Below are 19,404 nucleotides of genomic sequence, written 5' to 3'. Positions count from 1 at the left end.
CGGGGGTCCGTGTCACCCGAGCGGCCCCGCCCGCGGGCCGGGCCCGGCGGGCGGGGTGAACCTCGGCCGGCGCGCCTCTAGCGGCGGGTGAACCGGGCGGTGACCGAGACGGTGGCCGCGCCGGTCATCATGGCGCCGGGGTTCGCCGTCATCCCGAAGTCCGTACGGTCGACCACGACGTCCGCGGTGAGGGTGACGGCGTCCGCGGACATCTCGTCGATCCGCGCGATGAAGGTGACCGGCTGACTGCGGCCGACGACGGTCAGCTCGCCGTTGATCCGTGCCTCATCCTCGCGCCGTGCCTCGCCGGTGCCCTCGGGCGCCGCGTCCACCACGGTGAAGACCATCCGCGGATGCGTGGCCACGTCGAAGAAGTCCGGACCGCGCAGATGGGTGTCGCGCTTGCGGTTGCCGGTGTCCAGCGAGGCGGCGTCGATGGTCAGGGTGCCGTGGCCGGAGCCGTCGGGCCGTACCTCGCCCTCTCCCTCCACCCGGGTGAAGGTGCCCTTGACGTTGACCAGCCCCCACATGGTCCGGTGCCGGATCCGGACCGATGACCGGTCGGCGTCCAGCTCCCAGTGGCCCGCGGCGGGGGAGCCGGAGGAGACGGCAGCGGCGGGGGAGACGGGGTTGGTGTCGGCGGTGTCCGCCATGGCGCTCACGTCCTTCGCAGACGGCATATGTCCCTGCAGGCTAAGCAGCGCGCCCGGGCCTGTCGCGGCGGCGTTCCCCCGCCCGGCGGCACCGGCGGGCCGGTGAGCCCATGGTGTGGGCGGGGCAGCTCGCCCGGCACCCCGGGGCCGAACGGGTGGGCGCCCGGCCGCCGGGCGAGGGGCCGGGCTTCCGGTTGGACCGTCGCCGCGGTGGGCATGGTGGCCGGAGAACATGGCGGCTCGTCATGTTCACACCGAATACACCAAAAGGTTCCTTTCCCCCACAAGGAGGCCGATCGTGACATCCAGCAGGCTTGTGCGCGCCTTGCCAGCCGCCGTGGTGGCGGTACTCGCCCTGGCGGGCGGACAGGCCGTGGCCGCCCCCGCCGCCCCTGCCGCCACCGCGTCCGCCGCCGCCCGGGTGGTGACCTACGACGCGTCCGGGGCCGCCGAGTTCAAGGACGCGGTCGCCAAGGGCGCGGCCGTGTGGAACGAGCACGTGACCGGCGTCCAGCTCAAGCCCGCCACCTCGGGGCAGCGGGCGGACGTCCGCGTCGTCGCCGACGACGGCTGGCCCCGCGCCCAGGTCAGCGGACTGGGCAGCGGCACGGTCTACTTCGGCCGCGAAGCGGTGAACGAGGGCTACAACACGGTGCGGATCGCCTCCCACGAGCTCGGCCACATCCTGGGACTGCCGGACAAGAAGCCGGGCCCGTGCTCCAGCCTGATGTCCGGCGCCTCGGCCGGGACGTCCTGCACCAACCCGAACCCGGACGCGTCCGAGAAGTCCGAGGTCGAGGACAACTTCGGTGGCGCGGGGGCCACTTCGGCCAAGGCCCGGACCACCACGGTGTACGCGGACTGACCCCGCGCGCCGGAACCACCTGAACGAGCGACCCGACGGGGCGAGCCGCACCCCGGCCCGCCCCGTCACCGGGCCGCCGTTGTCGGACCCTCCCTCTACGCTTCGGCACACCATCAACACGGGTCACCACGTGACCCGTTGGAAGGAGTGCCCACCCATGCGCGTTCTGCCGAAGACCGATGAGGACTACCCGCCCATGCTGCTCGTCCGCACCCACTACGGGGACGATGCCGCCTGGCAGCGGCTGCGAACCGCCCTCGACCAGCCCTGGGTCTTCGACGCGCGCGATCAGGAGGAGGGCTCGGTCAAGGAGAAGATCCTCTGTGTGGACGCCCCGGAGTGGGCGGACGCCACCCCCGCCGACGTCCTCGCCGCCCTCACCGCTTCCGAGGACGGCGAGGAACCGGAGGAGTGCGGCTGGGACGTGGTCTTCCTCGCCGACCGCGTCGGCATGGAGGGGGCCGAAGCGTCGCTGCTCGCGGTGAGCACCGACCCGGAGGAGACCGAGCCGTGCCGTATACCGGCCGTGGAGACTCCGCACGAGATGCACTGCAACCTGGCTCTCGGCAACATGGACTTCTCCGACTTCGCCGAATTCTGACCCCACGGGCGCCACGCACGGGAATGGGCGGGCTCTGGAGGACACCGGCGGCGATGGCGGAGCGCGAACGGGGTACGGTGTTTCATGCCTGCCACGTTCAGTTCCGCAAGAACCCGCGCCGCGCTCCGCGCGTCGGCGCGTATCTCCGTCGAGTTGCTCCTGGTCCTCGGGATGACCGCAGTGGTCCTGTGGCTCCTCGGGCAGATGTGGTCGATCGTCTGGCCGCTCGTACTCGGCTTGCTCCTCACCACGCTGACCTGGCCCCTGACCCGGTTCCTGCGCCGGCGCGGGTGGCGGCCCGCCCTGGCCGCGTCCGTGGTGACCGTGTTGTTCCTCCTGGTGGTCACCGGCATCGTGGCGCTGATCGCGGTCCCCGTGGCCTCCCAGTCCGGGGAGCTGGCCGACGGCGTGACCAAAGGTATTCACCAGGTGCGCGAGTGGGCCGCCGGGCCGCCGCTGAACATCGGGGAGGACCAGATCGCGGAGGCGTCCGACAGCGCCGCCGCCCGTCTGCAGAGCAGCGCCGGATCCATGGTCACCACGGTCATCACGGGCGTGAACACCGTGGTCGACGGTGTGGTCACCGCGGTCCTGGCCCTCTTCCTGATGTTCTTCTTCCTCAAGGACGGCCCGCGCTTCCTGCCGTGGCTGGCTCGTCAGCTTCCCGGCCGGCTCGCCACCGACATCCCCGTGGTGGCCGCGCGCAGTTGGGACACGCTCGGCGCGTTCGTACGTTCCCAGGCCCTGGTGGGCCTGCTGGACGCCGTCTTCATCGGCCTCGGCCTGTGGATCCTGGGGGTGCCGCTGGTGCTTCCGCTGGCGGTGCTGACCTTCGTCTCCGCGTTCGTGCCGATCGTGGGTGCGCTGTTCGCGGGTCTGGTCGCGGTGCTGATCACACTGGTGTCCAACGGGGTGACGGACGCGCTGATCGCGCTCGCGATCATCATCGTGGTGCAGCAGCTCGAGGGCAATGTGTTCCAGCCCATGATCCAGAGCCGCGGGCTGGGCCTGCATGCGGCCGTGATCCTGCTGGCGGTGACGCTGGGCGGCAGTCTGGCCGGTGTCGTGGGCAGTCTGCTCGCGGTACCGGTCGCCGCGCTGATCGCGGTGTTCTGGAACTATCTGCGCGAACAGCTCAGCGATCCGGCGCAGGAGCCGGACACCGATGAGCAGGAGACCGGCGTGGGCATGGCCACTCCGTCATGAGCACGCGCACCGGTGGGGAGGGCATCATGCCCTCCCCACCGGTGCGCGTCGGGTACGTCGCCGGAACGTTAGGGGACCACCACGATCTTGCGGCCCTGACCGGACGCGAACCGCTCCAGGGCCGCGGGGTACTCCTCCAGCGGCAGCCGGTGGCTGATGAAGACCTTCGGGTCCAGGACGCCCGAGGCGAACAGTCCGGCGGCCCGCTCGTAGCTGTGCAGCACGGCCATCGAACCGGTGATGGTGATCTCCTGGTTGTAGATCTTGTACGGCTCGATGGTGGCCCGGGTCGCGTAGTCGGAGACACCGAACTGGAGAAACGTTCCGGCCTTGGCGACGCGGGTCAGTCCGTCCTGAATGGCGGCCTGGTTGCCGGTCGCGTCGATGACCACGTCCCAGCCGCGCGGCTGCTCCAGCTTGTCCGGTGAGGCGGCGGACCGGGAGCAGCCCAGGGTGCTCGCGGTGGCCAGCCGCTCGGCGTTGATGTCCACCATGTCCACACTGGTGGCGCCGGTCCGCTTGGCCAGCTCCAGCATCATCAGGCCCATCGTGCCCGAGCCGTAGATCAGCACCTCCGCGCCCAGATTGCCGTGCAGCACGTCATAGCCGCGCACCGCGCAGGACAGCGGTTCGATCAGGGCCGCGTCGGCCGTCTCCACATGCTCCGGCAGCTTGACGCAGTTGGCCACCGGCGCGACGGCGAACTCGGCGGCGCCGCCGGGGACACTGACCCCGATGGCGTTCCAGTTGTCGCACAGGTTGCCCCGGCCGATCCGGCAGTAGCGGCACTCGTGACAGTGCAGCGACGGATCCACCGCGACCCGGTCGCCCACCGACAGCTCGGTGACATCGCTGCCGACGCCCACCAGCCGTCCGGCGAACTCATGCCCGGGGACGATCGGCAGCGTGGGGGCGAACTCGCCCTGGAGGATGTGCAGATCCGTGCCGCACAGCCCGCACGCCGACACCTCGACCACCACCTCGCGGCGGCCGGGTGTGGGGTCCGGAACGGTCTCGACGGTGACCTTCCCGGGAGCTTCGATGACGGCGGCCCTCATTTGACGGCTCCTAGAGACAGGCCCTGGACCAGCTTGTCCTGGGCGGCGAAACCGGCGGCGAGCACCGGCAGGGAAATGACGACCGAGGCGGCGCACACCTGGGCGAGGAACAGCCCCTGGCTGGTGACGAAACCGGTCAGGAACGCCGGAGCGGTCTGGGCGACCACACCGGTGAGCACCTGCGCGAAGAGCATCTCGTTCCAGCTGAAGATGAAGCAGATCAGGGAGGTGGCCGCGATCCCCGGACCGGCGATCGGGGCGATCACCCGGACCAGGACGGTGGGCAGCCGCGCCCCGTCCATCTGCGCCGCCTCGATCACGGACACCGGGATGTCGGCGAGGAAGGACTGCATCATCCAGACCGCGATCGGCAGGTTCATCGAGGTGTAGAGGATGACGAGCAGCCAGATGTTGTCCAGGAAGTGGGTGTCCTTGGCGAACAGGAACACCGGGAGCAGACCGGCGACGACCGGCAGCATCTTCGTGGACAGGAAGAAGAACATCACATCCGTCCACTTGCGCACCCGCCGGATGGACAGCGCGTACGCGGCCGGAAGGGCCAGGACCAGCACGAAGAGCGTGGAGAACACGCTCGCGCCGAGTGAGTTGAGCAGCGGCGGCCACGGGCTGGCGCCGCCGTCCGCCCCGAAGAACTCGCGGTAGCCGTCCAGGGTCAGCGGCGCGGCCACCGAGGGCGGATTGGTGGCGGCGTCCGACTCCGCGTGGAAGGAGGTCAGCACCATCCACAGCACGGGGAGGACGAACACGATGCCGATGAACCAGGCCAGCAGTCCGAGCGCGGCGCCGCGGCGCCTGGCCCGGCGGGCGTACGGGGGAACGGCGGTGGTGGCCGCCGGGGCGGTCGACGCGGTCATGCGCGGGACACCTCCTCACGGAACAGGGACGACACCACGCGCAGCGCGAAGGTGGCGATGACGATCGTGCCGATCACCACCAGCACACCGGCCGCGGATGCCAGTCCGTACTCATGGGCGTTGTAGAAGGTCTCGTAGATGGTGTACGGGAGGTTGGCGGTGTCCAGACCGCCACGGGTCAGGGTGAACACCGCGTCGAAGTTCTGCACGATGTAGACCGACCCCAGCAGGGTGCCCAGCTCCAGATAGCGGCGCAGATGCGGCAGGGTGAGGTAGCGGAAGATCTGCCAGTTGCCCGCGCCGTCCAGCCGGGCCGCCTCGATCATGTCCAGCGGCCGGCTCTGCAGCCCGGCCAGCAGGATCAGCATCATGAACGGTGTCCACTGCCACACCAGGGACATCTCCACGGCCAGCAGCGGCATGTCCGAGATCCAATCCGGCTGGGGTCCGCCCAGCCAGTGGAGTACCCCGTTGAACAGCCCGTACTCAGGGTTGTACAGCGCATGCTTCCACAGCAGTGCGGAGGCCACCGGGACCAGCAGGAACGGCGCGATGAGCATGGTGCGCACCAGTCCCCGGCCCCGGAACTTCCGGTCCAGCAGCAGGGCGAGCAGCAGGCCCAGCACCACACTGACGACCACCACGGTGGCGGTCAGCAGCACGGTGGTCAGGATGGACTCGCGCAGACCCTCGTCACTGGCCACCGTGCGGAAGTTCTCCAGGCCGACGAACTCGCGCCGCTCCGGCCGGAAGGCGTTCCAGTCGAAGAACGAGATCACCAGGGTGGCCACGAACGGCAACTGGGTGACCACGATCAGGAAGATCAGCGCGGGCATCAGCGGAGCTCGGGTGGCCCATTCGCGGGCCCGGTTGCGGGGTGCCTTGGCGGTGCGCCGCGGGGCGCCGGCCACGGCGGGCGGGCGCGGGCCGCGGGCGGGCGCGGTGGTCGTGGGATTACTCATCTCGGTACTCCTCGCCGACCTTCTCGGCCAGCTTCTGCGACTTCCGCAATGCCTCGTCGACGGACTGCTTTCCGGCGATCGCGGCGCTGATCTCGTGTGCGACCTTGGTGCCGAGGTCGGAGAACTCGGGGATGTCGACGAACTGGATGCCGATCGTCGGCCTGGGCTGCACACCCGGGTCGCGCGGCCGGGCACTGGTGATGGCCTCGCGGGTGACCTCCGAGAAGGTTCCGGCGGCCTTGCGGTAGTCGGGGTTGGCGTAGGTGGAGGCCCGTTTGCCCGCCGGGACGTTGGCCCAGCCGAAGGTCTTTCCCACCAGGGATTCGTACTGCTTGCTGGAGGCCCAGCGGACGAACTTCCAGGCGTTGTCGGGGGTGCGGGACGCACTCTGGATGCCCCAGGCCCAGGTGTAGAGCCAGCCGGAGCTCTCGGTCTTCTCCACCGGCGCCTGCACATAGCCGATCTTTCCCTTGACCGGGGAGTCGGCGGCTTCCAGCGATCCGGCGGCCGAGGTGGCGTCGTACCACATCGCGCTCTTGCCCTGGGTGAGGTTGTTGAGGCATTCGGCGAAGCCGGACTGGGCGGCGCCCGCCTCACCGTGGTCGCGCACCAGGTCGACGTAGAACTTGGTGGCCTTGGTGAACTCGGGGGAGGTCAGCCGCGCCTTCCAGTCCTTGGTGAACCAGGTGCCGCCGAAGGTGTTGACCACCGTGGTCAGCGGTGCCATCAGCTCGCCCCAGCCGGGCAGTCCGCGCAGACAGATGCCCTTCATCCCGTCGCGGGCGCCGTCGGCCTTGGCCGCCAGATCGGCCACCTGCTGCCAGGTGGGCCGTTTGGGCATGGTCAGGTTCTTCTCCGCGAACACGTCCTTGCGGTACATCAGGAAGGACGACTCACCGTAGAACGGCTGGGCGTAGAGATGTCCGTCGTCGGCCGTCAGCGACTGGCGCATCGAGGGCAGGATGTCCTTCTGGTCGAAGGCCCGGTCGTGCGCCACCCGTTTGTCCAGCGGCAGCAGCCAGTCGTTCCTGGCGTAGAACGGGACCTCGAAGTTGCTGATGGTCGCCACGTCGTACTGGCCGGCCTGGTTGGCGAAGTCCTGACTGATCTTGTCGCGGACATCGTTCTCCGGCAGCACCGTGAAGTTCACCTTGATGCCGGTTTCCTTGGTGAAGTGCTTCTCGGTGAGCTTCCGCAACTCCATCATCTGGGGGTTGTTGACCATCAGCACATTGATGGTCTTGCCGCCGGATCCACCGCCCCCCATACCGGCGCACCCGGCGAGGAGCGCTCCCGCGGTCAGGGCCACCAGCGGTATCCGGGCAGCACGAAGAGTCAGGACGGGCATGACGGGTCCAATCGAAGGGACGTGTGGGGACGGGAGCGATCGAGGAACAGCGGTGCGCAGCGGGGCGCGTGACGTCACGTCAGACGCGGATGATCTGCGGACCCAGCAGAGAGTAGCGATGTGCTTCGGTGAGCGGCAGCCCGGTGTCGGTGACGATCGCCTCGAAGTCGGACACCTCCGCGAACCGGCAGAAGCTCACGGCGCCGAACTTGGTGTGCACCCCGGAGAACACCTTCCGCCGGGAGACCCGGACCACCTGCGCCTTGACCTCGCTGACCGCGGGATCGGGGGTGGTCAGACCGTACTGCCGGGAGATGCCGTTGGCACCGATGAAGGCGAGGTCGATCACGAAGCCGGAGAGCATATGGGTCGCCCAGTGGTCGACCGTGGCCATGGTGCCGCCACGGACCCGGCCGCCGAGCAGCAGCACCGTGGTGTTCTCCCGTCCGGCGAGCCCCCCGGCGGTGGCGAGGGACGCGGTGATCACGGTGAGCGGACGGTCCCGGGGCAGGGCCTCCGCGATCAGCTGCGGGGTGAACCCCTCGTCCACGAAGACCGTCTCGGCGTCGCCCAGCAGTGAGGCCGCCGCCTCCGCGATCCGCTGCTTCTCCGGGACATGCATGGTGGTGCGGAAGGCCAGGGTGGTCTCGAACCCCGCGCTCTCCACGGGGTAGGCGCCACCGTGGGTGCGGCGCACCAGACCGTGTTCCTCCAGCACCCTCAGGTCGCGCCGCACGGTCTCCTTGGAGACACCGAGGTCCGCGGCGAGTTTGCCGACGTCCACCACACCGGCGCGGCGCGCCGTGTCGAGGATCTCCCGACGGCGTTCCTCCGCGTCCATACCGCACCTCCCTGCGTCGCTCTCCTGGCTTGCGTGGAAGTTTTACAAGCCCGTCATCACGTGGCCAGCCTTGACGCCGAAGAGATCGTGACCGTATGTGCCCGTTTCACGAACGTTATCTCAGCAGGTCACCCGGTGTGAAGTGGCAAATGGTGCGGATCCGGACTGCCTGGTCGGCGCTGTAGCGGGCCCGTTTGCCGCCCGTTTCATCGCAGGAGCCACGGCCGGAGGGCCCGACCGGGCGTGACCGGCGACGGACGGCTGCCCGTTCGGACAGCCAGGGGGCAGGGAGCTCAGGCGCGGGGCACGTCGTGGGTGAGTGCTCCCGAGGCGTCGAGGATCCGGGCCGCCACGGTCACCGAGTCCACCAGCGGATGGAGGGCGAGGGCCCGCAGGGCCGCGCCGCGGGCGCTGCCCGCGCGGGCGCCCGCTCCGGTCGCCGCCTCGATGGTCGACCGCTCCACGGCCTTCAGCGAGAGCATCAGCCCGAGCTGGTCCGGGGCCACCGCCCCGGCCGCCAGCGGACGCGCGCCGCCCGCGTCCACCAGACACGGCACCTCCACCACGGCGTCGGCGTCCAGGCCGGGGACCGCGGTGCGGTTGCGGACGTTGAGGATCAGCGTGGTGCGCTCGTCGCGGGCGATGGCCCGCATGATGGCCAGCGCGATCCGGTCGTAGCCGCCGCCGTCCAGGTCGCAGCTGTCGCGCTGCCAGCCACCGGTGGCCTCACGGCTCTCCGCCATGTACGTGGCCTCGCGCTCCAGCCGGGTCCGCTCCCACACCTCCAGCGCCCCGGTGGTCCCGGCGGCCGCCGACGTGTAGAAGCGAGCCTGCTGCTCCCTGAGGAACTCCCCGCGGGTGGCCGGGGCCTGCCGGATCGAGGCCACCGCCTCACGGTTGAAGTAGTAGTAGTGCAGGTACTCGTTGGGCAGGGCGCCCAGGGCCCGCAGCCATTCGGCCCCGAACAGCTTCCCCTCCTCGAAGGACTCCAGCAGTGCGGTGTCCGCGAGGAGTTCGGGCATCCGGTCCCGGCCGTCCACCACCACCCGGCGCAGCCAGCCGAGGTGATTGAGTCCGACGTAGTCGTAGGAGGCCCGGTCCGGGTCGGCACCCAGCGCCCGCGCGGCCCGGCGGCACAGCCCCACCGGTGAGTCGCAGATGCCGATCACCCGGTCGCCCAGCACCCGCTGCATGGCCTCGGTGACCATGCCCGCGGGGTTGGTGAAGTTGATGACCCAGGCGTCCGGGGCCACGGCCGCGATGCGCTCGGCGATCCGGACCGCCACCGGAAGGGTGCGCAGTCCGTAGAGCACCCCGCCCGCACCGACGGTCTCCTGGCCGAGCACTCCTTCGGCCAGGGGTACCCGCTCGTCGTGCGCACGCCCCTCCAGACCGCCGACGCGGATCGCGGAGAAGACGAAGTCGGCGCCGCGCAGCGCCTCGTCGAGATCGGTGGTGGCCCGTACGGCGGGGGCGGTGGCGTGGCCGGCCGCCTGCTCGGCCAGGACCGCGCCGATGGCGTCGAGCCGGGTGCGGTCGGTGTCGTACAGCACCAGTTCGGTGCAGCGCCCGGCCGCGTCGCCGGTGTCGTCCAGCAGGGCCCGGTACACCAGGGGCATCCGGAAACCGCCGCCACCCAGCACAGTCAGCCTCATACCGTCAGTACCTCCACATCGGCCTCGCGGAACACATCGAGCGTCGCCGGATCGGATCTCGTATTGGTGATCAGGGTGTCGATCTGCCGGGGCCCGCAGATCCGGGCGAGGCCGGTCTCGCCGGGGAACTTGCCCGTGGTGACCAGCAGCACCACCTCACGGGTGGCCTCGAGCATGGCCCGTTTCACCGGCACTTCCACATGGGTGCTGTCCAGCACGCTGCCGTCCGGCAGCACCCCGCTCGCGCCGAGGAAGAGACGGCCCACGTGCAGCTGCCGGATGTTGGACTCGGTGAGGAAGCCCACCACCGACCGGTAGTTGGCGCGGACCTGCCCGCCGAGCAGGATCAGTGTGACCCGCGGGTCGTCGCGCAGTTCGTCGTAGACGGCGAGATTGCTGGTCACGATGGTGACCGGCCGTCCCCGTAGCTGCTTGGCGAGCTGGAGGGTGGTGGTGCCGATGTCCAGCAGCACCACATCGCCGTCCGCCACCAGCTCCGCCGCCCGGTGGGCCACGGCCTGCTTCTCGGCCAGGTCGTCGACCGCCACCTCGCTGAACGGGCGCTCCTCGTCCGGGCTGGGGGCGGCCACCGCGCCGCCGTAGACCCGGGTGAGCCGCCCGGCGCGGCCCAGCTCGGTGATGTCCCGGCGGGCGGTGGCCTCGCTGATGCCCAGACGCGATGCGATCTCCCCGATGGGCAGCACGCCCTCCTCGCCGAGGATGCTCAGCAGCTTCTCGTGGCGGGTCTCTCGCAGCATGGGGGAAACCTACTCCACATGAGCGACTCTGCGCGAGTGTGACCGACCTCTTGCATTAGTCGTCAGGCGGGTGCAAGGTGTCGCTCACATCTGGAACACCTTCCCCCGACTCAGAGAAAGGCGCGTTGGTGAGCTCCACGGCCGGAACACCCGATCCGATCCACTCGATCCACCCGATCGATCCGCTCGCGGCGCTGCGCGCCCCCGATGACCCGGTGCACGACGTCTATCTGACCGGCACGGTGTTCCTGGACATCATCTTCACCGGGCTCGACCACGCTCCGGTGCGCGGCACCGAGAGCTGGGCGCGCGGGATGGGCTCCAGCCCCGGTGGCATCGCCAACATGGCCACCGCACTGGCCCGGCTCGGGCTGCACACCACCCTGGCCGCGGCGTTCGGCGCCGATGTCTACGGCGACTACTGCTGGGAGAGCCTGGAGAACGGCGAAGGCGTCGATCTCGCCCCCTCCCGCCGGGTCCCCGGCTGGCACTCCCCGGTCACCGTCTCCATGGCGTACGAGGGCGAGCGGACCATGGTCACCCATGAGCACCCGGCGCCCCCGCCCGCCGTGCCGGGCACCCCGCCCCGCACCCGCGCCTGTGTGGCCTCCTTCGAACCGGGACGGCCACAGGAGTGGGTGGGCCTGGCGCACGCCCAGGGCAGCAAGGTCTTCGCCGACGTCGGCTGGGACGACAGCGGCCGCTGGGACCTCGCCGCCCTCCCCGACCTGCCCCACGCCCATGCCTTCCTGCCCAACGCGGCCGAGGCCCAGCGCTACACCGGCACCGACAGCCCCGGGCGGGCGGTGCGGGCCCTGGCCGAACGGGTGCCCATCGCCGTCGTCACCAAGGGCCCCGAGGGCGCGGTGGCCATCGACTCGGTCACCGGGGAGAGCGCCGAGGTGCCGGGGCTCGCCGTGGAGGCGCTCGACCCCACCGGCGCCGGTGATGTGTTCGTGGCCGGGTTCATGACCGGAACGCTCGCCGGGTGGCCGCTCACCGACCGGCTCGCCTTCGCCAACCTCACCGCCGCCCTGTCCGTCCAGCACTTCGGCGGGTCGCTCGCCGCGCCCGGCTGGCCGGAGGTGGCGGTGTGGTGGAACCGCGCCGAACGCTCGGCGCGCGGCGGCGCCGCGGACGCCCGCGAACTGGCGCGCCGCTACGGATTCCTCTCCGCCCTGATCCCGGCCGGAGTGCGCGACTGGCCACGGCTGAGGGCCCTGCCCACCATCGGTTTCCGGGGCGCCTGACACCGCCCGCCGGTCCTGCTCACCGCCTGAAGGAGATCTCCATGGGAATCCCCGGTACCGGGGCGCGCCGACGGCACACCAGAGCCGCGCCCACCGTGCTCACCGCCGCCCTCGTCCTGCTCGCCGCGGGCTGTGTACCCGGAACCGACGGCTCGGGGGCCGCCGGTTCCGGCGCCGGGGCGGGCACCGCCGTACCGGATCCGGCGAAGGCCGGGAAGGTCACGCTGACCGTGTGGGACCAGGAGATCCGCGGCGGTACCGACGGTGAACTGACGGAGCTCAACGAGGAGTTCGAGCAGAAGTATCCCAATGTGCGGATCAAGCGGGTGGCGCGCAGCTTCACCGATCTGAAGACCACGCTGAAACTGGCGGTGTCCGGCAACAACCCGCCGGACGTCATCCAGGCCAACCAGGGCTACCCCGATATGGTCTCCTTCGTCCGGGCCGGACTGCTGGCCCCGCTGGACAACTACGCCGGGATCTACGACTGGAACACCCGCTACCCGAACACCCTGCTCAATCTGAACCGGGTCTCCGCCGACGGCACCGACTTCGGCACCGGTCGGCTGTACGGGATATCCCAGACCGGTGAGTACATCGGGCTCTACTACAACAAGGACCTGCTGAAGAAGTCCGGTCTCGAACCACCGGAGACCTGGCGGGACCTCACCGACGGCCTGGCGGAGCTGAAGGACCGCGGTGAGCTGCCGGTGCAGTTCGGCAACCTGGACAAGTACCCGGCCATCCACACCTTCGGGGTGCTCCAGGACCAGCTCGACGCCGCCGGTACCCGGGACACCGTCCTCGGCCGCGGCGACGGCTTCGACAACGCCGCCACCAAGGGCGCCGCGGCCACCCTCACCGACTGGATGGAACGCGGCTACCTGCCCAAGGGCGCCAACGGCCTCGGCTACGACGACGCGGCCAAGAAGTTCGCCTCCGGCGAGGGCGCCTATCTGCTGACCGGCACCTGGCAGCTGGCCGATCTGAAGAAGACCATGGGCGACAAGCTGGGGCTGATGCCACCGCCGCCCGCGAAGGCCGGTGGTGACCCCGTCACCACCGGCGGACAGGGCCTGGCCTGGTCGGTCACCTCCCGCTCCCGCCATCCCGAAGTGGCCGCCGCCTACCTGGACTTCATCACCGACGAGCACGCGGCCGACGTCATGACCCGCCACGGGGTGCTGCCCGCCGTCCCCGGCAAGGCCGCCGCCGCGGTGGCCCCGGACACCGTGGACGGCCAGATGATCGACGGCTGGAAGCGGCTCAGCGCCGCCGACGGCCTCGTGCCGTACCTGGACTACTCCACACCCACCTTCTACGACACCCTCTCGGCCGCCCTCCAGGGCGTCGTCAGCGGCAGGACCTCACCGGCGAAGCTGGCCACCACCCTCCAACAGGACTACGGCCCCTTCATGACGGAACAGCGTGAACGCCACGCGGCGAAGCCGGGCCCGGCGAGCACCGGATGAAGCGCCGACTCGCCGCGCTGAGGAGCGGCCACCGGCGGCAGGCACCCGGTGAGCCCCGCGCCGTCGGCTACCTCTACGTCCTGCCCGCCCTCGCGGTGTACGCCGTGTTCCTGCTCTACCCCTTCGGCCAGTCGGTGTGGCTGTCCTTCGTGCACTGGGACGGTCTCGGCGTCGCCACCCCGGCCGGGTTCGACAACTACCGGGACCTGTTCAGGGACCCCTCGCTGCGCGCCCCGTTCGCCCACGCCCTGCTGCTGCTCCTGTTCTACTCGGCGCTGCCGGTGGCCATCGGACTGCTGCTGGCCGCGGTGATGTCCCGGGTCCGGGTGCGCGGGATGACCTTCTTCCGCACCGTCCTGTTCCTGCCCCAGGTGCTGGCCCTGATCGTGGTCGGCGTGGCCTGGCGCTCCATCCTCGCCCCGGACGGACTGCTCAACGACACCCTCCGGGCCGTGGGCCTCGGCTCACTGGCCCGCCCCTGGCTCGGCGACTACACCTGGGCGCTGCCCGCCGTCGGTGTGGTCGGCACCTGGGTCGGCACCGGACTGTGCATGATCCTCTTCCTCGCCGGGGCCCAGCGGATCCCCCGGGAGCTCTACGAGGCGGCGCGGATGGACGGTGCCGGGCCGGTGCGGGAGTTCCTCACCGTCACCCTGCCCGGCCTGCGGCCGCAGATCGCGGTGGCACTGACCCTGACCATCATCGCGGGGCTGCGCAACTTCGACCTGATCTACATCACCACCAGCGGCGGCCCCGGAAACGCCACCTCCGTCCCCGCCTACGAGGTCTACCACCGGGCCTTCGAGACCAACCAGGTCGGCTCGGCCGCCGCCGTCGGTGTGGCCCTCACCGTGCTGATCTTCGTCCTGACCGTCACGGTCTCCCGGCTCGTCGAAGGGCGGCGGTCATGACCACACGTCTGGAACGCGGTGTCACCTACGGCATCCTGACCCTGTTCGCGGTCATCGCGCTCACCCCCGTGGCCGGCATCCTCTCCACGGCCTTCGGCTCACCGGACTCCCTGGACACCGGGTTCTCGCTGCCCGAGGGCGGACTGCACTGGAGCAACTTCACCGACGCCTGGAGCCGCGGCCACTTCGGCACCTACCTCGGCAACTCGGTCCTGGTCACCGCGGTCGTCGTGGCGGCCACCACGGTGCTGGCCGTACTGGCCGCGTACGCCTTCGGGGTGATGCGCTTCCCCGGCTCCACCGTGCTGTTCTACCTGTTCGTCATCGGGCTCACCCTGCCGCAGGAGGCGCTGGTCGTCCCGCTCTACTTCGATCTGCGCTGGGCCGGGCTCACCGACACCTACTGGGCGCTGATCCTGCCGCAGACCGCGCAGTCCCTGGCCTTCGGTGTGTTCTGGATGCGCACCTACTTCCGGGGCAGCGCCCGGGCGGTGATCGAGGCGGCGCGGATCGACGGCGCGAACACCTGGACCACCCTGTGGCGGGTGCTGGTGCCGATGGGCCGGCCCGCGATCTCCACCATGGTCGTCATCACCTTCATGTGGACCTGGAACGAGTTCCTGATGGCACTGGTGATGGTCAGCGACGAGGCCCATCGCACGGTGCCGCTGGGGCTCGCCTTCTTCCAGGGGCAGCACAGTTCCGACGCGTCCCTGCTCGCGGCGGCCTCGGTGCTCATCGCGCTGCCGGTGGTCGTCGTCTATGTGGCGCTCCAGCGCCGTTTCATCGAGGGGATGCTGGGCGGCGCCGTCAAGGAGTGAGCCGCGGCGGGGAGTGAGCCGCTGCGCGGCAGCGGGCCGGGTCAGGCCGCCGGCAGCCGGGAGGGCGTACGGCTGACCTCCCGGCCCAGCCGGGACAGCGACCGGGCGAAGGTGACGGCGTCGTGCACCGCCGCGCCGCCGGTGTCGTTGTTGAAGTAGGCGTACACCTCGGCACCCTCCGGCCAGGTCTCGGCCACCCGGTGCGCCCAGGTGGTCAGCGCCTGGGCGCCGTAGTGCGGGGCCGGGTGGGCGCGGCCACCGTGGAAGCGCAGATAGCCCCATCCGGCCGTGCGCCACAGCGGGGCGGCCGGGCGTGAGCCGCTGTCCGCCCAGCACAGGGCGGCGCCGTGCCGCTCCAGCACCGCGCGCACCTCATCGGTCCACCAGGAGGTGTGGCGCGGTTCGACCGCCACCCGGGTGCCGCCGGGGAACCGGCCCAGACAGGTGTCCAGCAGCGTGGGGTCGGCGCGCAGGGTGGGCGGCAGCTGGAGCAGGACGGGGCCGAGCCGGTCGCCGAGGCCCCGTGCGTGCTCCATCAGCCGCGCCACCGGCTCCTGGGGGTCGCGCAGCCGCTTGATGTGGGTGAGGTAGCGGCTGGCCTTGAGCGCCATCACAAAACCGTCGGGGGTGCGCTCCCGCCAGGTGGCGAACTGGTCGCGGTCGGGCAGCCGGTAGAAGGCGTTGTTGCTCTCGACCGTGGCGAAGGCATGCGCGTACTCCTCCAGCCACAGCCGCTGCGGGCGGTCGGCCGGGTAGAGATCACCCCGCCAGTCCTTGTACTGCCAGCCCGAGGTGCCGACCAGGACGGTCATGCCTCGCCCGGGTGCCAGGCCGGCCACTGTCCCGGCCGGTCGGCCCAGTGGACCTGCTGTGGATCGTCGAAGTCGATGTCCGGGAAGGCCTTGCGGACCGTGGGCTCGAACTCCTCGCGTTCGAGGGGTTCAGAGCCGAGGCCCCGCAGCCGCACCCGCCGGTAGCGGTTGTCCGCGTCGAAGGGCTCGACGAAGACGGGGTACCCGGACTCGACCGGATGCGTCGTGTTCCTCATGTCTCCAGGGTGCCTCCACGACGGCGGAGGCGCGCGGACCGGGACGCGACGGGACGCGACCGGGCGCGGGGGCGGTCCGGTCCGCGGTCCGGCCCGTTTGCGGCGCGGGGCATTGTCCGCTTGATTCGAAGGAGAGCCTTTGTGCCGGGGGTGAGCGGGGTGAGTGATGATCTTCAATGACCGGGTGGACGCCGGGCGGCGCCTGGCCGGGGCGCTGCGGCCGCTGGGCGAGGAGGAACCGGTGGTGCTGGGGCTGCCCCGGGGCGGGGTGCCGGTGGCCTTCGAGGTCGCCCGGTCCCTCGGGGCGCCGCTGGACGTGATCATCGTCCGCAAGCTGGGCGTCCCCCACCACCGTGAGCTGGGTTTCGGCGCCATCGGCGAGGGCGGGGTACGGGTGGTGCACCAGGCGATCATCCGGATGAGCCGGGCCGCCGAGGAGGACCTCGCGGAGGTCGAGCGCGCCGAGCAGGCGGAGCTGGTCCGGCAGGCGCGGCGGTTCCGCCGCGGCCGGGCGCGCGTCCCGGTCGAGGGCCGGACGGTGATCGTCGTGGACGACGGGATCGCCACCGGGGCCACCGCGCGCGCCGCCTGCCGGGTGGCACGTGCCCAGGGTGCGGCCCGGGTCGTCCTGGCCGTACCGGTGGCGCCGCCGGACGCCGTCACGGCTCTGCGCGAGGACGCGGACGAGGTGGTGTGCCTGTTCGCACCGCCGGAGTTCTCGGCGGTCGGGGAGTGGTACCAGGACTTCTCCCAGACCGGGGACGCCGAGGTGGTGGAGCTGCTGTCCGGGTCGACCGGAGAGACGGGGGAGGCGCATCCTGGAAGGTGAGGCAGGAGGTGATCGTGATGGAGACGATCGTGGGATGCGACATACAGATGGAATTCCGTGAGGTCGGCCCCCTGACCGAAGCGGTGGTCAGGCTGAGAATGCACGACGGCACGGAGATGCTGGCCCAGGGCCGCGCCAACCGCAACCCCGACGACCCGGCACAGCCGAGGGTCGGCGAGGAGATCGCGGCGGCACGGGCGCTGAGCAACCTCGCCCACCGGCTGATCGGCAAGGCGGGTGGCGACATCGAGGAACTCACGCACACCAAGGCACATCTGACGATGTAGGCGCCGGTCGCGGCGGCAGGCGTCGCGACCGATGAGGACCGCGGGGAAGCGGGGCCGTCCGCCGTGGCATGAGGGTGCCGCGCCGGACATGCTGGGCTGCCCGGACGACAGTGCCGTCCGGGCAGCCCACCGGTGTCTTCTCCCCGGGCCCGCCGGGGCCGGGGCCGCTCGGACCCCGTTCGGACCCCGCTCAGTCCTCGTTCAGACGGAGACGCCCTTGGAGCGCAGATAGCTCAGCGGATTGACGTCCGAGCCGTAGTCGGGACCGGTGCGCACCTCGAAGTGCAGATGCGGGCCGGTGCTGTTGCCGGTCGAACCGGAGCTGCCGATCTGCTGGCCGCCCTTGACCGACTGGCCGACCTGGACGGAGAGCGCCGACATATGCGCGTACTGGCTGTACATGCCGTCGGAGTGGCGCAGCACGACCTGGTAGCCGTACGACCCGCCCCAGCCCGCCGCGACCACCTCGGCCGGGCCCACCGCCCGCACCTGGGTACCCGAGGGCACGGGGAAGTCGGCACCGGTGTGGTGACCGCTGGACCAGCTGCTGCCGGACACCCCGTAGGCGGTGCCCACCTGGGTGCTGGCGACCGGGGTGGTGAAGGAGGAGGAAGAGCGGGCGGTGGAGTCCTGCCGCCCCTGGGCGGAGCCGGAGCTGCTCGCCTTCCCGGCGTCGGTGCTCGGCTTGGGCTTGGGCGTGGCCCGCGGAGCCTGCTTCTGTCCGCCCTCGGTGTCGAGGGAGAGCCGCTGGCCGGGCAGGATCAGATTGGGGTCGTCGCCGATGGTCCGGCGGTTGGCGTCGTAGAGCGCCTCCCATCCGCCGTCGACGTGCTCGGCACCGGCGATCCGGGAGAGGGTGTCACCCCCGGCGACGGTGTAGGAGCCGGACTGGGGGACGGCCTTGGTGGTGGCCTTGGGTGCGGCCTTCGGGGCCGCCTTGGGCGTGGCCTTCGGCGTCTCCTTCGGGGTCTGCGCGGTGGATCCGCCGGAGCCGGTCGAGACGTCCGGGGCGGGACCGCCGCGGGTCAGCCCGGCCTTCACCGAGCACACGGGCCAGGCGGTGGGGCCCTGGCCGGCGAGCACCTTCTCGGCCACGGTGATCTGCTCGCCCTTGGTGGCCAGGTCGGCGCGGGGCGCGTAGGAGCCGCCGCCGTACCCCTCCCAGGTGCTCTGGGAGAACTGGAGGCCGCCGTAGTAGCCGTTGCCGGTGTTGATGCTCCAGTTGTTGCCGGACTCGCACTCCGCCACCTTGTCCCAGGTGTCCACGGAGGCGGCGTTCGCCTGGCCGACGCCGATGAGCGGCAGGGCCACTCCGGCACCGCCCGCGGTGAACGCGAGTTGGGCGCGGGAGACGCGACGAGGCTTAGGCCGGCGGTGACGTCCGCGTGCAGCCATTGAGCTCTTCCTCTCCTACGCCTGCGAGGTGAGCTGTCGGGTTCGGGCTGGAGTTGCCCGGCCGCAGGCGCACGGGGCCATGGCCTCGTGCTGCGTCTTCACCCCAAGCCGTGCCGCGCGGTCCACGCGGTACGGCACCTACCTGGTTCCCCCGCTCCTGCCGTGACAGGTCGTCGTTTTACCCCTCAGCCGACGGCAGGACTCGGCGCTCCGGCGAAGGAGGCCGCCGCATGGAATGCGACGAGAGCCGCACAGTAAACACATCGTTTTGGTCACGACAAGGTCTCGGGTTCTCGATCAAGGCACCGGTTCTCCGGCATCGCGTCCGGTGTCACTCTGTGCGCCGGGTCTCCTCCGGAGAGCGAGAGCGAAAACTTCCGAATGTCCGTCAGAAACGTTACGCCACAGTGGAATCCGTTGCCGTCTGTTGATCTCCGCCTGGAAATCGATCAATTGGTGGCTTTCTTTGTGACCTGCGTCACTGCTTTCCGATTTAAACCGATAACGGTGTAGTGCGTGATATGCGGATTTGCCAGGGAAATGCGGCCAATGCATCGGGTGACATAAGG

19 protein-coding genes, 1 pseudogene and 1 riboswitch are annotated in these 19,404 nt (G+C 70.6%); of the genes and pseudogenes, 9 read left to right on the top strand and 11 right to left on the bottom strand.

Going from position 1 to position 19,404, the window contains the following annotated elements; translation table 11 throughout:
* Nucleotides 1-77: 77 nt before the first annotated feature.
* The gene (locus NMK44_RS11180) at nucleotides 78-680 is read right to left on the bottom strand and encodes a YceI family protein (protein ID WP_254741093.1); all 603 of its coding nucleotides are present in this window, start codon (nucleotides 678-680) and stop codon (nucleotides 78-80) included.
* Nucleotides 681-951: 271 nt separating this feature from the next.
* Between NMK44_RS11180 and NMK44_RS11175 the strand changes: the two genes are divergently transcribed.
* The 3 genes from NMK44_RS11175 (at nucleotide 952) to NMK44_RS11165 (ending at nucleotide 3,325) form a co-directional block, all read left to right on the top strand.
* On the top strand, nucleotides 952-1,518 hold the full coding sequence (locus tag NMK44_RS11175; protein ID WP_254741090.1) for a snapalysin family zinc-dependent metalloprotease: 567 nt from the start codon (nucleotides 952-954) through the stop codon (nucleotides 1,516-1,518).
* A gap of 157 nt (nucleotides 1,519-1,675) precedes the next feature.
* Nucleotides 1,676-2,119, top strand: coding sequence for a DUF6924 domain-containing protein (locus tag NMK44_RS11170; RefSeq protein WP_254741087.1), 444 nt, complete (start codon nucleotides 1,676-1,678; stop codon nucleotides 2,117-2,119).
* A gap of 84 nt (nucleotides 2,120-2,203) precedes the next feature.
* The gene (locus NMK44_RS11165; protein ID WP_254741084.1) at nucleotides 2,204-3,325 is read left to right on the top strand and encodes an AI-2E family transporter; all 1,122 of its coding nucleotides are present in this window, start codon (nucleotides 2,204-2,206) and stop codon (nucleotides 3,323-3,325) included.
* A gap of 68 nt (nucleotides 3,326-3,393) precedes the next feature.
* On the opposite strand, the gene NMK44_RS11160 is transcribed toward NMK44_RS11165, so the two are convergent.
* The 7 genes from NMK44_RS11160 to NMK44_RS11130 all read right to left on the bottom strand — a co-directional run bounded on the left by NMK44_RS11160 (nucleotide 3,394) and on the right by NMK44_RS11130 (nucleotide 10,822).
* Nucleotides 3,394-4,383, bottom strand: a complete 990-nt coding sequence (locus NMK44_RS11160) for a zinc-dependent alcohol dehydrogenase family protein (RefSeq protein ID WP_254741081.1) — start codon at nucleotides 4,381-4,383, stop codon at nucleotides 3,394-3,396.
* Nucleotides 4,380-5,258, bottom strand: a complete 879-nt coding sequence (locus tag NMK44_RS11155) for a carbohydrate ABC transporter permease (protein WP_254741078.1) — start codon at nucleotides 5,256-5,258, stop codon at nucleotides 4,380-4,382. The genes NMK44_RS11160 and NMK44_RS11155 overlap by 4 nt, the downstream gene beginning before the upstream one ends.
* Complete coding sequence (locus tag NMK44_RS11150) at nucleotides 5,255-6,220, bottom strand: carbohydrate ABC transporter permease (protein WP_254741075.1); 966 nt, start codon at nucleotides 6,218-6,220, stop codon at nucleotides 5,255-5,257. Before NMK44_RS11150 ends, NMK44_RS11155 begins: the two co-directional genes overlap by 4 nt.
* Complete coding sequence (locus NMK44_RS11145; protein ID WP_254741072.1) at nucleotides 6,213-7,568, bottom strand: ABC transporter substrate-binding protein; 1,356 nt, start codon at nucleotides 7,566-7,568, stop codon at nucleotides 6,213-6,215. The genes NMK44_RS11150 and NMK44_RS11145 overlap by 8 nt, the downstream gene beginning before the upstream one ends.
* A gap of 79 nt (nucleotides 7,569-7,647) precedes the next feature.
* Nucleotides 7,648-8,409 carry a DeoR/GlpR family DNA-binding transcription regulator gene (locus NMK44_RS11140; protein WP_254741069.1) on the bottom strand — a complete coding sequence of 254 codons (762 nt, stop codon included), beginning with the start codon at nucleotides 8,407-8,409 and terminating at the stop codon, nucleotides 7,648-7,650.
* A 293-nt stretch (nucleotides 8,410-8,702) separates the two neighbouring features.
* The gene (locus NMK44_RS11135) at nucleotides 8,703-10,064 is read right to left on the bottom strand and encodes a 6-phospho-beta-glucosidase (protein WP_254741066.1); all 1,362 of its coding nucleotides are present in this window, start codon (nucleotides 10,062-10,064) and stop codon (nucleotides 8,703-8,705) included.
* Nucleotides 10,061-10,822 carry a DeoR/GlpR family DNA-binding transcription regulator gene (locus tag NMK44_RS11130; RefSeq protein WP_254741063.1) on the bottom strand — a complete coding sequence of 254 codons (762 nt, stop codon included), beginning with the start codon at nucleotides 10,820-10,822 and terminating at the stop codon, nucleotides 10,061-10,063. Before NMK44_RS11130 ends, NMK44_RS11135 begins: the two co-directional genes overlap by 4 nt.
* A 128-nt stretch (nucleotides 10,823-10,950) precedes the next feature.
* Here NMK44_RS11130 and NMK44_RS11125 point away from each other — a divergent pair, with 128 nt between their 5' ends.
* From NMK44_RS11125 to NMK44_RS11110, 4 genes are read left to right on the top strand one after another with little or no spacing between them, the layout of a single operon-like run.
* Nucleotides 10,951-12,072, top strand: a complete 1,122-nt coding sequence (locus NMK44_RS11125; protein WP_254741060.1) for a carbohydrate kinase family protein — start codon at nucleotides 10,951-10,953, stop codon at nucleotides 12,070-12,072.
* 41 nt (nucleotides 12,073-12,113) lie between these two features.
* Complete coding sequence (locus NMK44_RS11120) at nucleotides 12,114-13,544, top strand: extracellular solute-binding protein (RefSeq protein WP_254741057.1); 1,431 nt, start codon at nucleotides 12,114-12,116, stop codon at nucleotides 13,542-13,544.
* On the top strand, nucleotides 13,541-14,455 hold the full coding sequence (locus NMK44_RS11115) for a carbohydrate ABC transporter permease (protein ID WP_254741054.1): 915 nt from the start codon (nucleotides 13,541-13,543) through the stop codon (nucleotides 14,453-14,455). The genes NMK44_RS11120 and NMK44_RS11115 overlap by 4 nt, the downstream gene beginning before the upstream one ends.
* Entirely contained in the window at nucleotides 14,452-15,276 is an 825-nt protein-coding gene (locus NMK44_RS11110; RefSeq protein ID WP_254741051.1) for a carbohydrate ABC transporter permease, read from the top strand. Before NMK44_RS11115 ends, NMK44_RS11110 begins: the two co-directional genes overlap by 4 nt.
* A gap of 41 nt (nucleotides 15,277-15,317) precedes the next feature.
* Here the strand turns inward: NMK44_RS11110 and NMK44_RS11105 are convergent, their stop codons facing one another.
* Together NMK44_RS11105 and NMK44_RS11100 are read right to left on the bottom strand one after the other, a co-directional pair.
* A complete protein-coding gene (locus NMK44_RS11105; RefSeq protein WP_254741045.1) occupies nucleotides 15,318-16,088 on the bottom strand; it encodes a DUF72 domain-containing protein in 771 nt (256 codons plus the stop codon).
* A complete protein-coding gene (locus NMK44_RS11100; RefSeq protein ID WP_254741042.1) occupies nucleotides 16,085-16,324 on the bottom strand; it encodes a hypothetical protein in 240 nt (79 codons plus the stop codon). Before NMK44_RS11100 ends, NMK44_RS11105 begins: the two co-directional genes overlap by 4 nt.
* A gap of 166 nt (nucleotides 16,325-16,490) precedes the next feature.
* Here NMK44_RS11100 and NMK44_RS11095 point away from each other — a divergent pair.
* Nucleotides 16,491-17,132 (top strand): annotated as a pseudogene (locus NMK44_RS11095) (phosphoribosyltransferase); the annotation flags it as partial.
* Nucleotides 17,133-17,170: 38 nt separating this feature from the next.
* Nucleotides 17,171-17,440: a DUF1876 domain-containing protein gene (locus NMK44_RS11090; RefSeq protein ID WP_254741731.1), complete on the top strand. Its 270-nt coding sequence runs from the start codon at nucleotides 17,171-17,173 to the stop codon at nucleotides 17,438-17,440.
* A gap of 201 nt (nucleotides 17,441-17,641) precedes the next feature.
* Here NMK44_RS11090 and NMK44_RS11085 read toward each other — a convergent pair whose 3' ends face one another.
* Complete coding sequence (locus NMK44_RS11085; protein ID WP_254741036.1) at nucleotides 17,642-18,835, bottom strand: transglycosylase family protein; 1,194 nt, start codon at nucleotides 18,833-18,835, stop codon at nucleotides 17,642-17,644.
* Nucleotides 18,836-18,840: 5 nt separating this feature from the next.
* Nucleotides 18,841-19,018: riboswitch (cyclic di-AMP (ydaO/yuaA leader) on the bottom strand.
* Nucleotides 19,019-19,404 lie beyond the last annotated feature (386 nt).

It is taken from the genome of Streptomyces cucumeris (genome assembly GCF_024295805.1).
Classification (GTDB): Bacteria; Actinomycetota; Actinomycetes; order Streptomycetales; family Streptomycetaceae; genus Streptomyces; species Streptomyces cucumeris.
The sequence above is the reverse complement of the archived record's forward strand: the minus strand, read 5'-3'. Positions and strand labels throughout refer to the sequence as shown.

What these genes read in the sequence shown, in the direction of transcription:
- NMK44_RS11180 (WP_254741093.1), bottom strand. Translation starts at nt 680, where the DNA reads ATGCCGTCTGCGAAGGACGTGAGCGCCATGGCGGACACCGCCGACACC.
- NMK44_RS11170 (WP_254741087.1), top strand. Translation starts at nt 1,676, where the DNA reads ATGCGCGTTCTGCCGAAGACCGATGAGGACTACCCGCCCATGCTGCTC.
- NMK44_RS11165 (WP_254741084.1), top strand. Translation starts at nt 2,204, where the DNA reads ATGCCTGCCACGTTCAGTTCCGCAAGAACCCGCGCCGCGCTCCGCGCG.
- NMK44_RS11160 (WP_254741081.1), bottom strand. Translation starts at nt 4,383, where the DNA reads ATGAGGGCCGCCGTCATCGAAGCTCCCGGGAAGGTCACCGTCGAGACC.
- NMK44_RS11155 (WP_254741078.1), bottom strand. Translation starts at nt 5,258, where the DNA reads ATGACCGCGTCGACCGCCCCGGCGGCCACCACCGCCGTTCCCCCGTAC.
- NMK44_RS11150 (WP_254741075.1), bottom strand. Translation starts at nt 6,220, where the DNA reads ATGAGTAATCCCACGACCACCGCGCCCGCCCGCGGCCCGCGCCCGCCC.
- NMK44_RS11145 (WP_254741072.1), bottom strand. Translation starts at nt 7,568, where the DNA reads ATGCCCGTCCTGACTCTTCGTGCTGCCCGGATACCGCTGGTGGCCCTG.
- NMK44_RS11140 (WP_254741069.1), bottom strand. Translation starts at nt 8,409, where the DNA reads ATGGACGCGGAGGAACGCCGTCGGGAGATCCTCGACACGGCGCGCCGC.
- NMK44_RS11135 (WP_254741066.1), bottom strand. Translation starts at nt 10,064, where the DNA reads ATGAGGCTGACTGTGCTGGGTGGCGGCGGTTTCCGGATGCCCCTGGTG.
- NMK44_RS11130 (WP_254741063.1), bottom strand. Translation starts at nt 10,822, where the DNA reads ATGCTGCGAGAGACCCGCCACGAGAAGCTGCTGAGCATCCTCGGCGAG.
- NMK44_RS11120 (WP_254741057.1), top strand. Translation starts at nt 12,114, where the DNA reads ATGGGAATCCCCGGTACCGGGGCGCGCCGACGGCACACCAGAGCCGCG.
- NMK44_RS11115 (WP_254741054.1), top strand. Translation starts at nt 13,541, where the DNA reads ATGAAGCGCCGACTCGCCGCGCTGAGGAGCGGCCACCGGCGGCAGGCA.
- NMK44_RS11110 (WP_254741051.1), top strand. Translation starts at nt 14,452, where the DNA reads ATGACCACACGTCTGGAACGCGGTGTCACCTACGGCATCCTGACCCTG.
- NMK44_RS11105 (WP_254741045.1), bottom strand. Translation starts at nt 16,088, where the DNA reads ATGACCGTCCTGGTCGGCACCTCGGGCTGGCAGTACAAGGACTGGCGG.
- NMK44_RS11100 (WP_254741042.1), bottom strand. Translation starts at nt 16,324, where the DNA reads ATGAGGAACACGACGCATCCGGTCGAGTCCGGGTACCCCGTCTTCGTC.
- NMK44_RS11090 (WP_254741731.1), top strand. Translation starts at nt 17,171, where the DNA reads ATGGAGACGATCGTGGGATGCGACATACAGATGGAATTCCGTGAGGTC.
- NMK44_RS11085 (WP_254741036.1), bottom strand. Translation starts at nt 18,835, where the DNA reads ATGGCTGCACGCGGACGTCACCGCCGGCCTAAGCCTCGTCGCGTCTCC.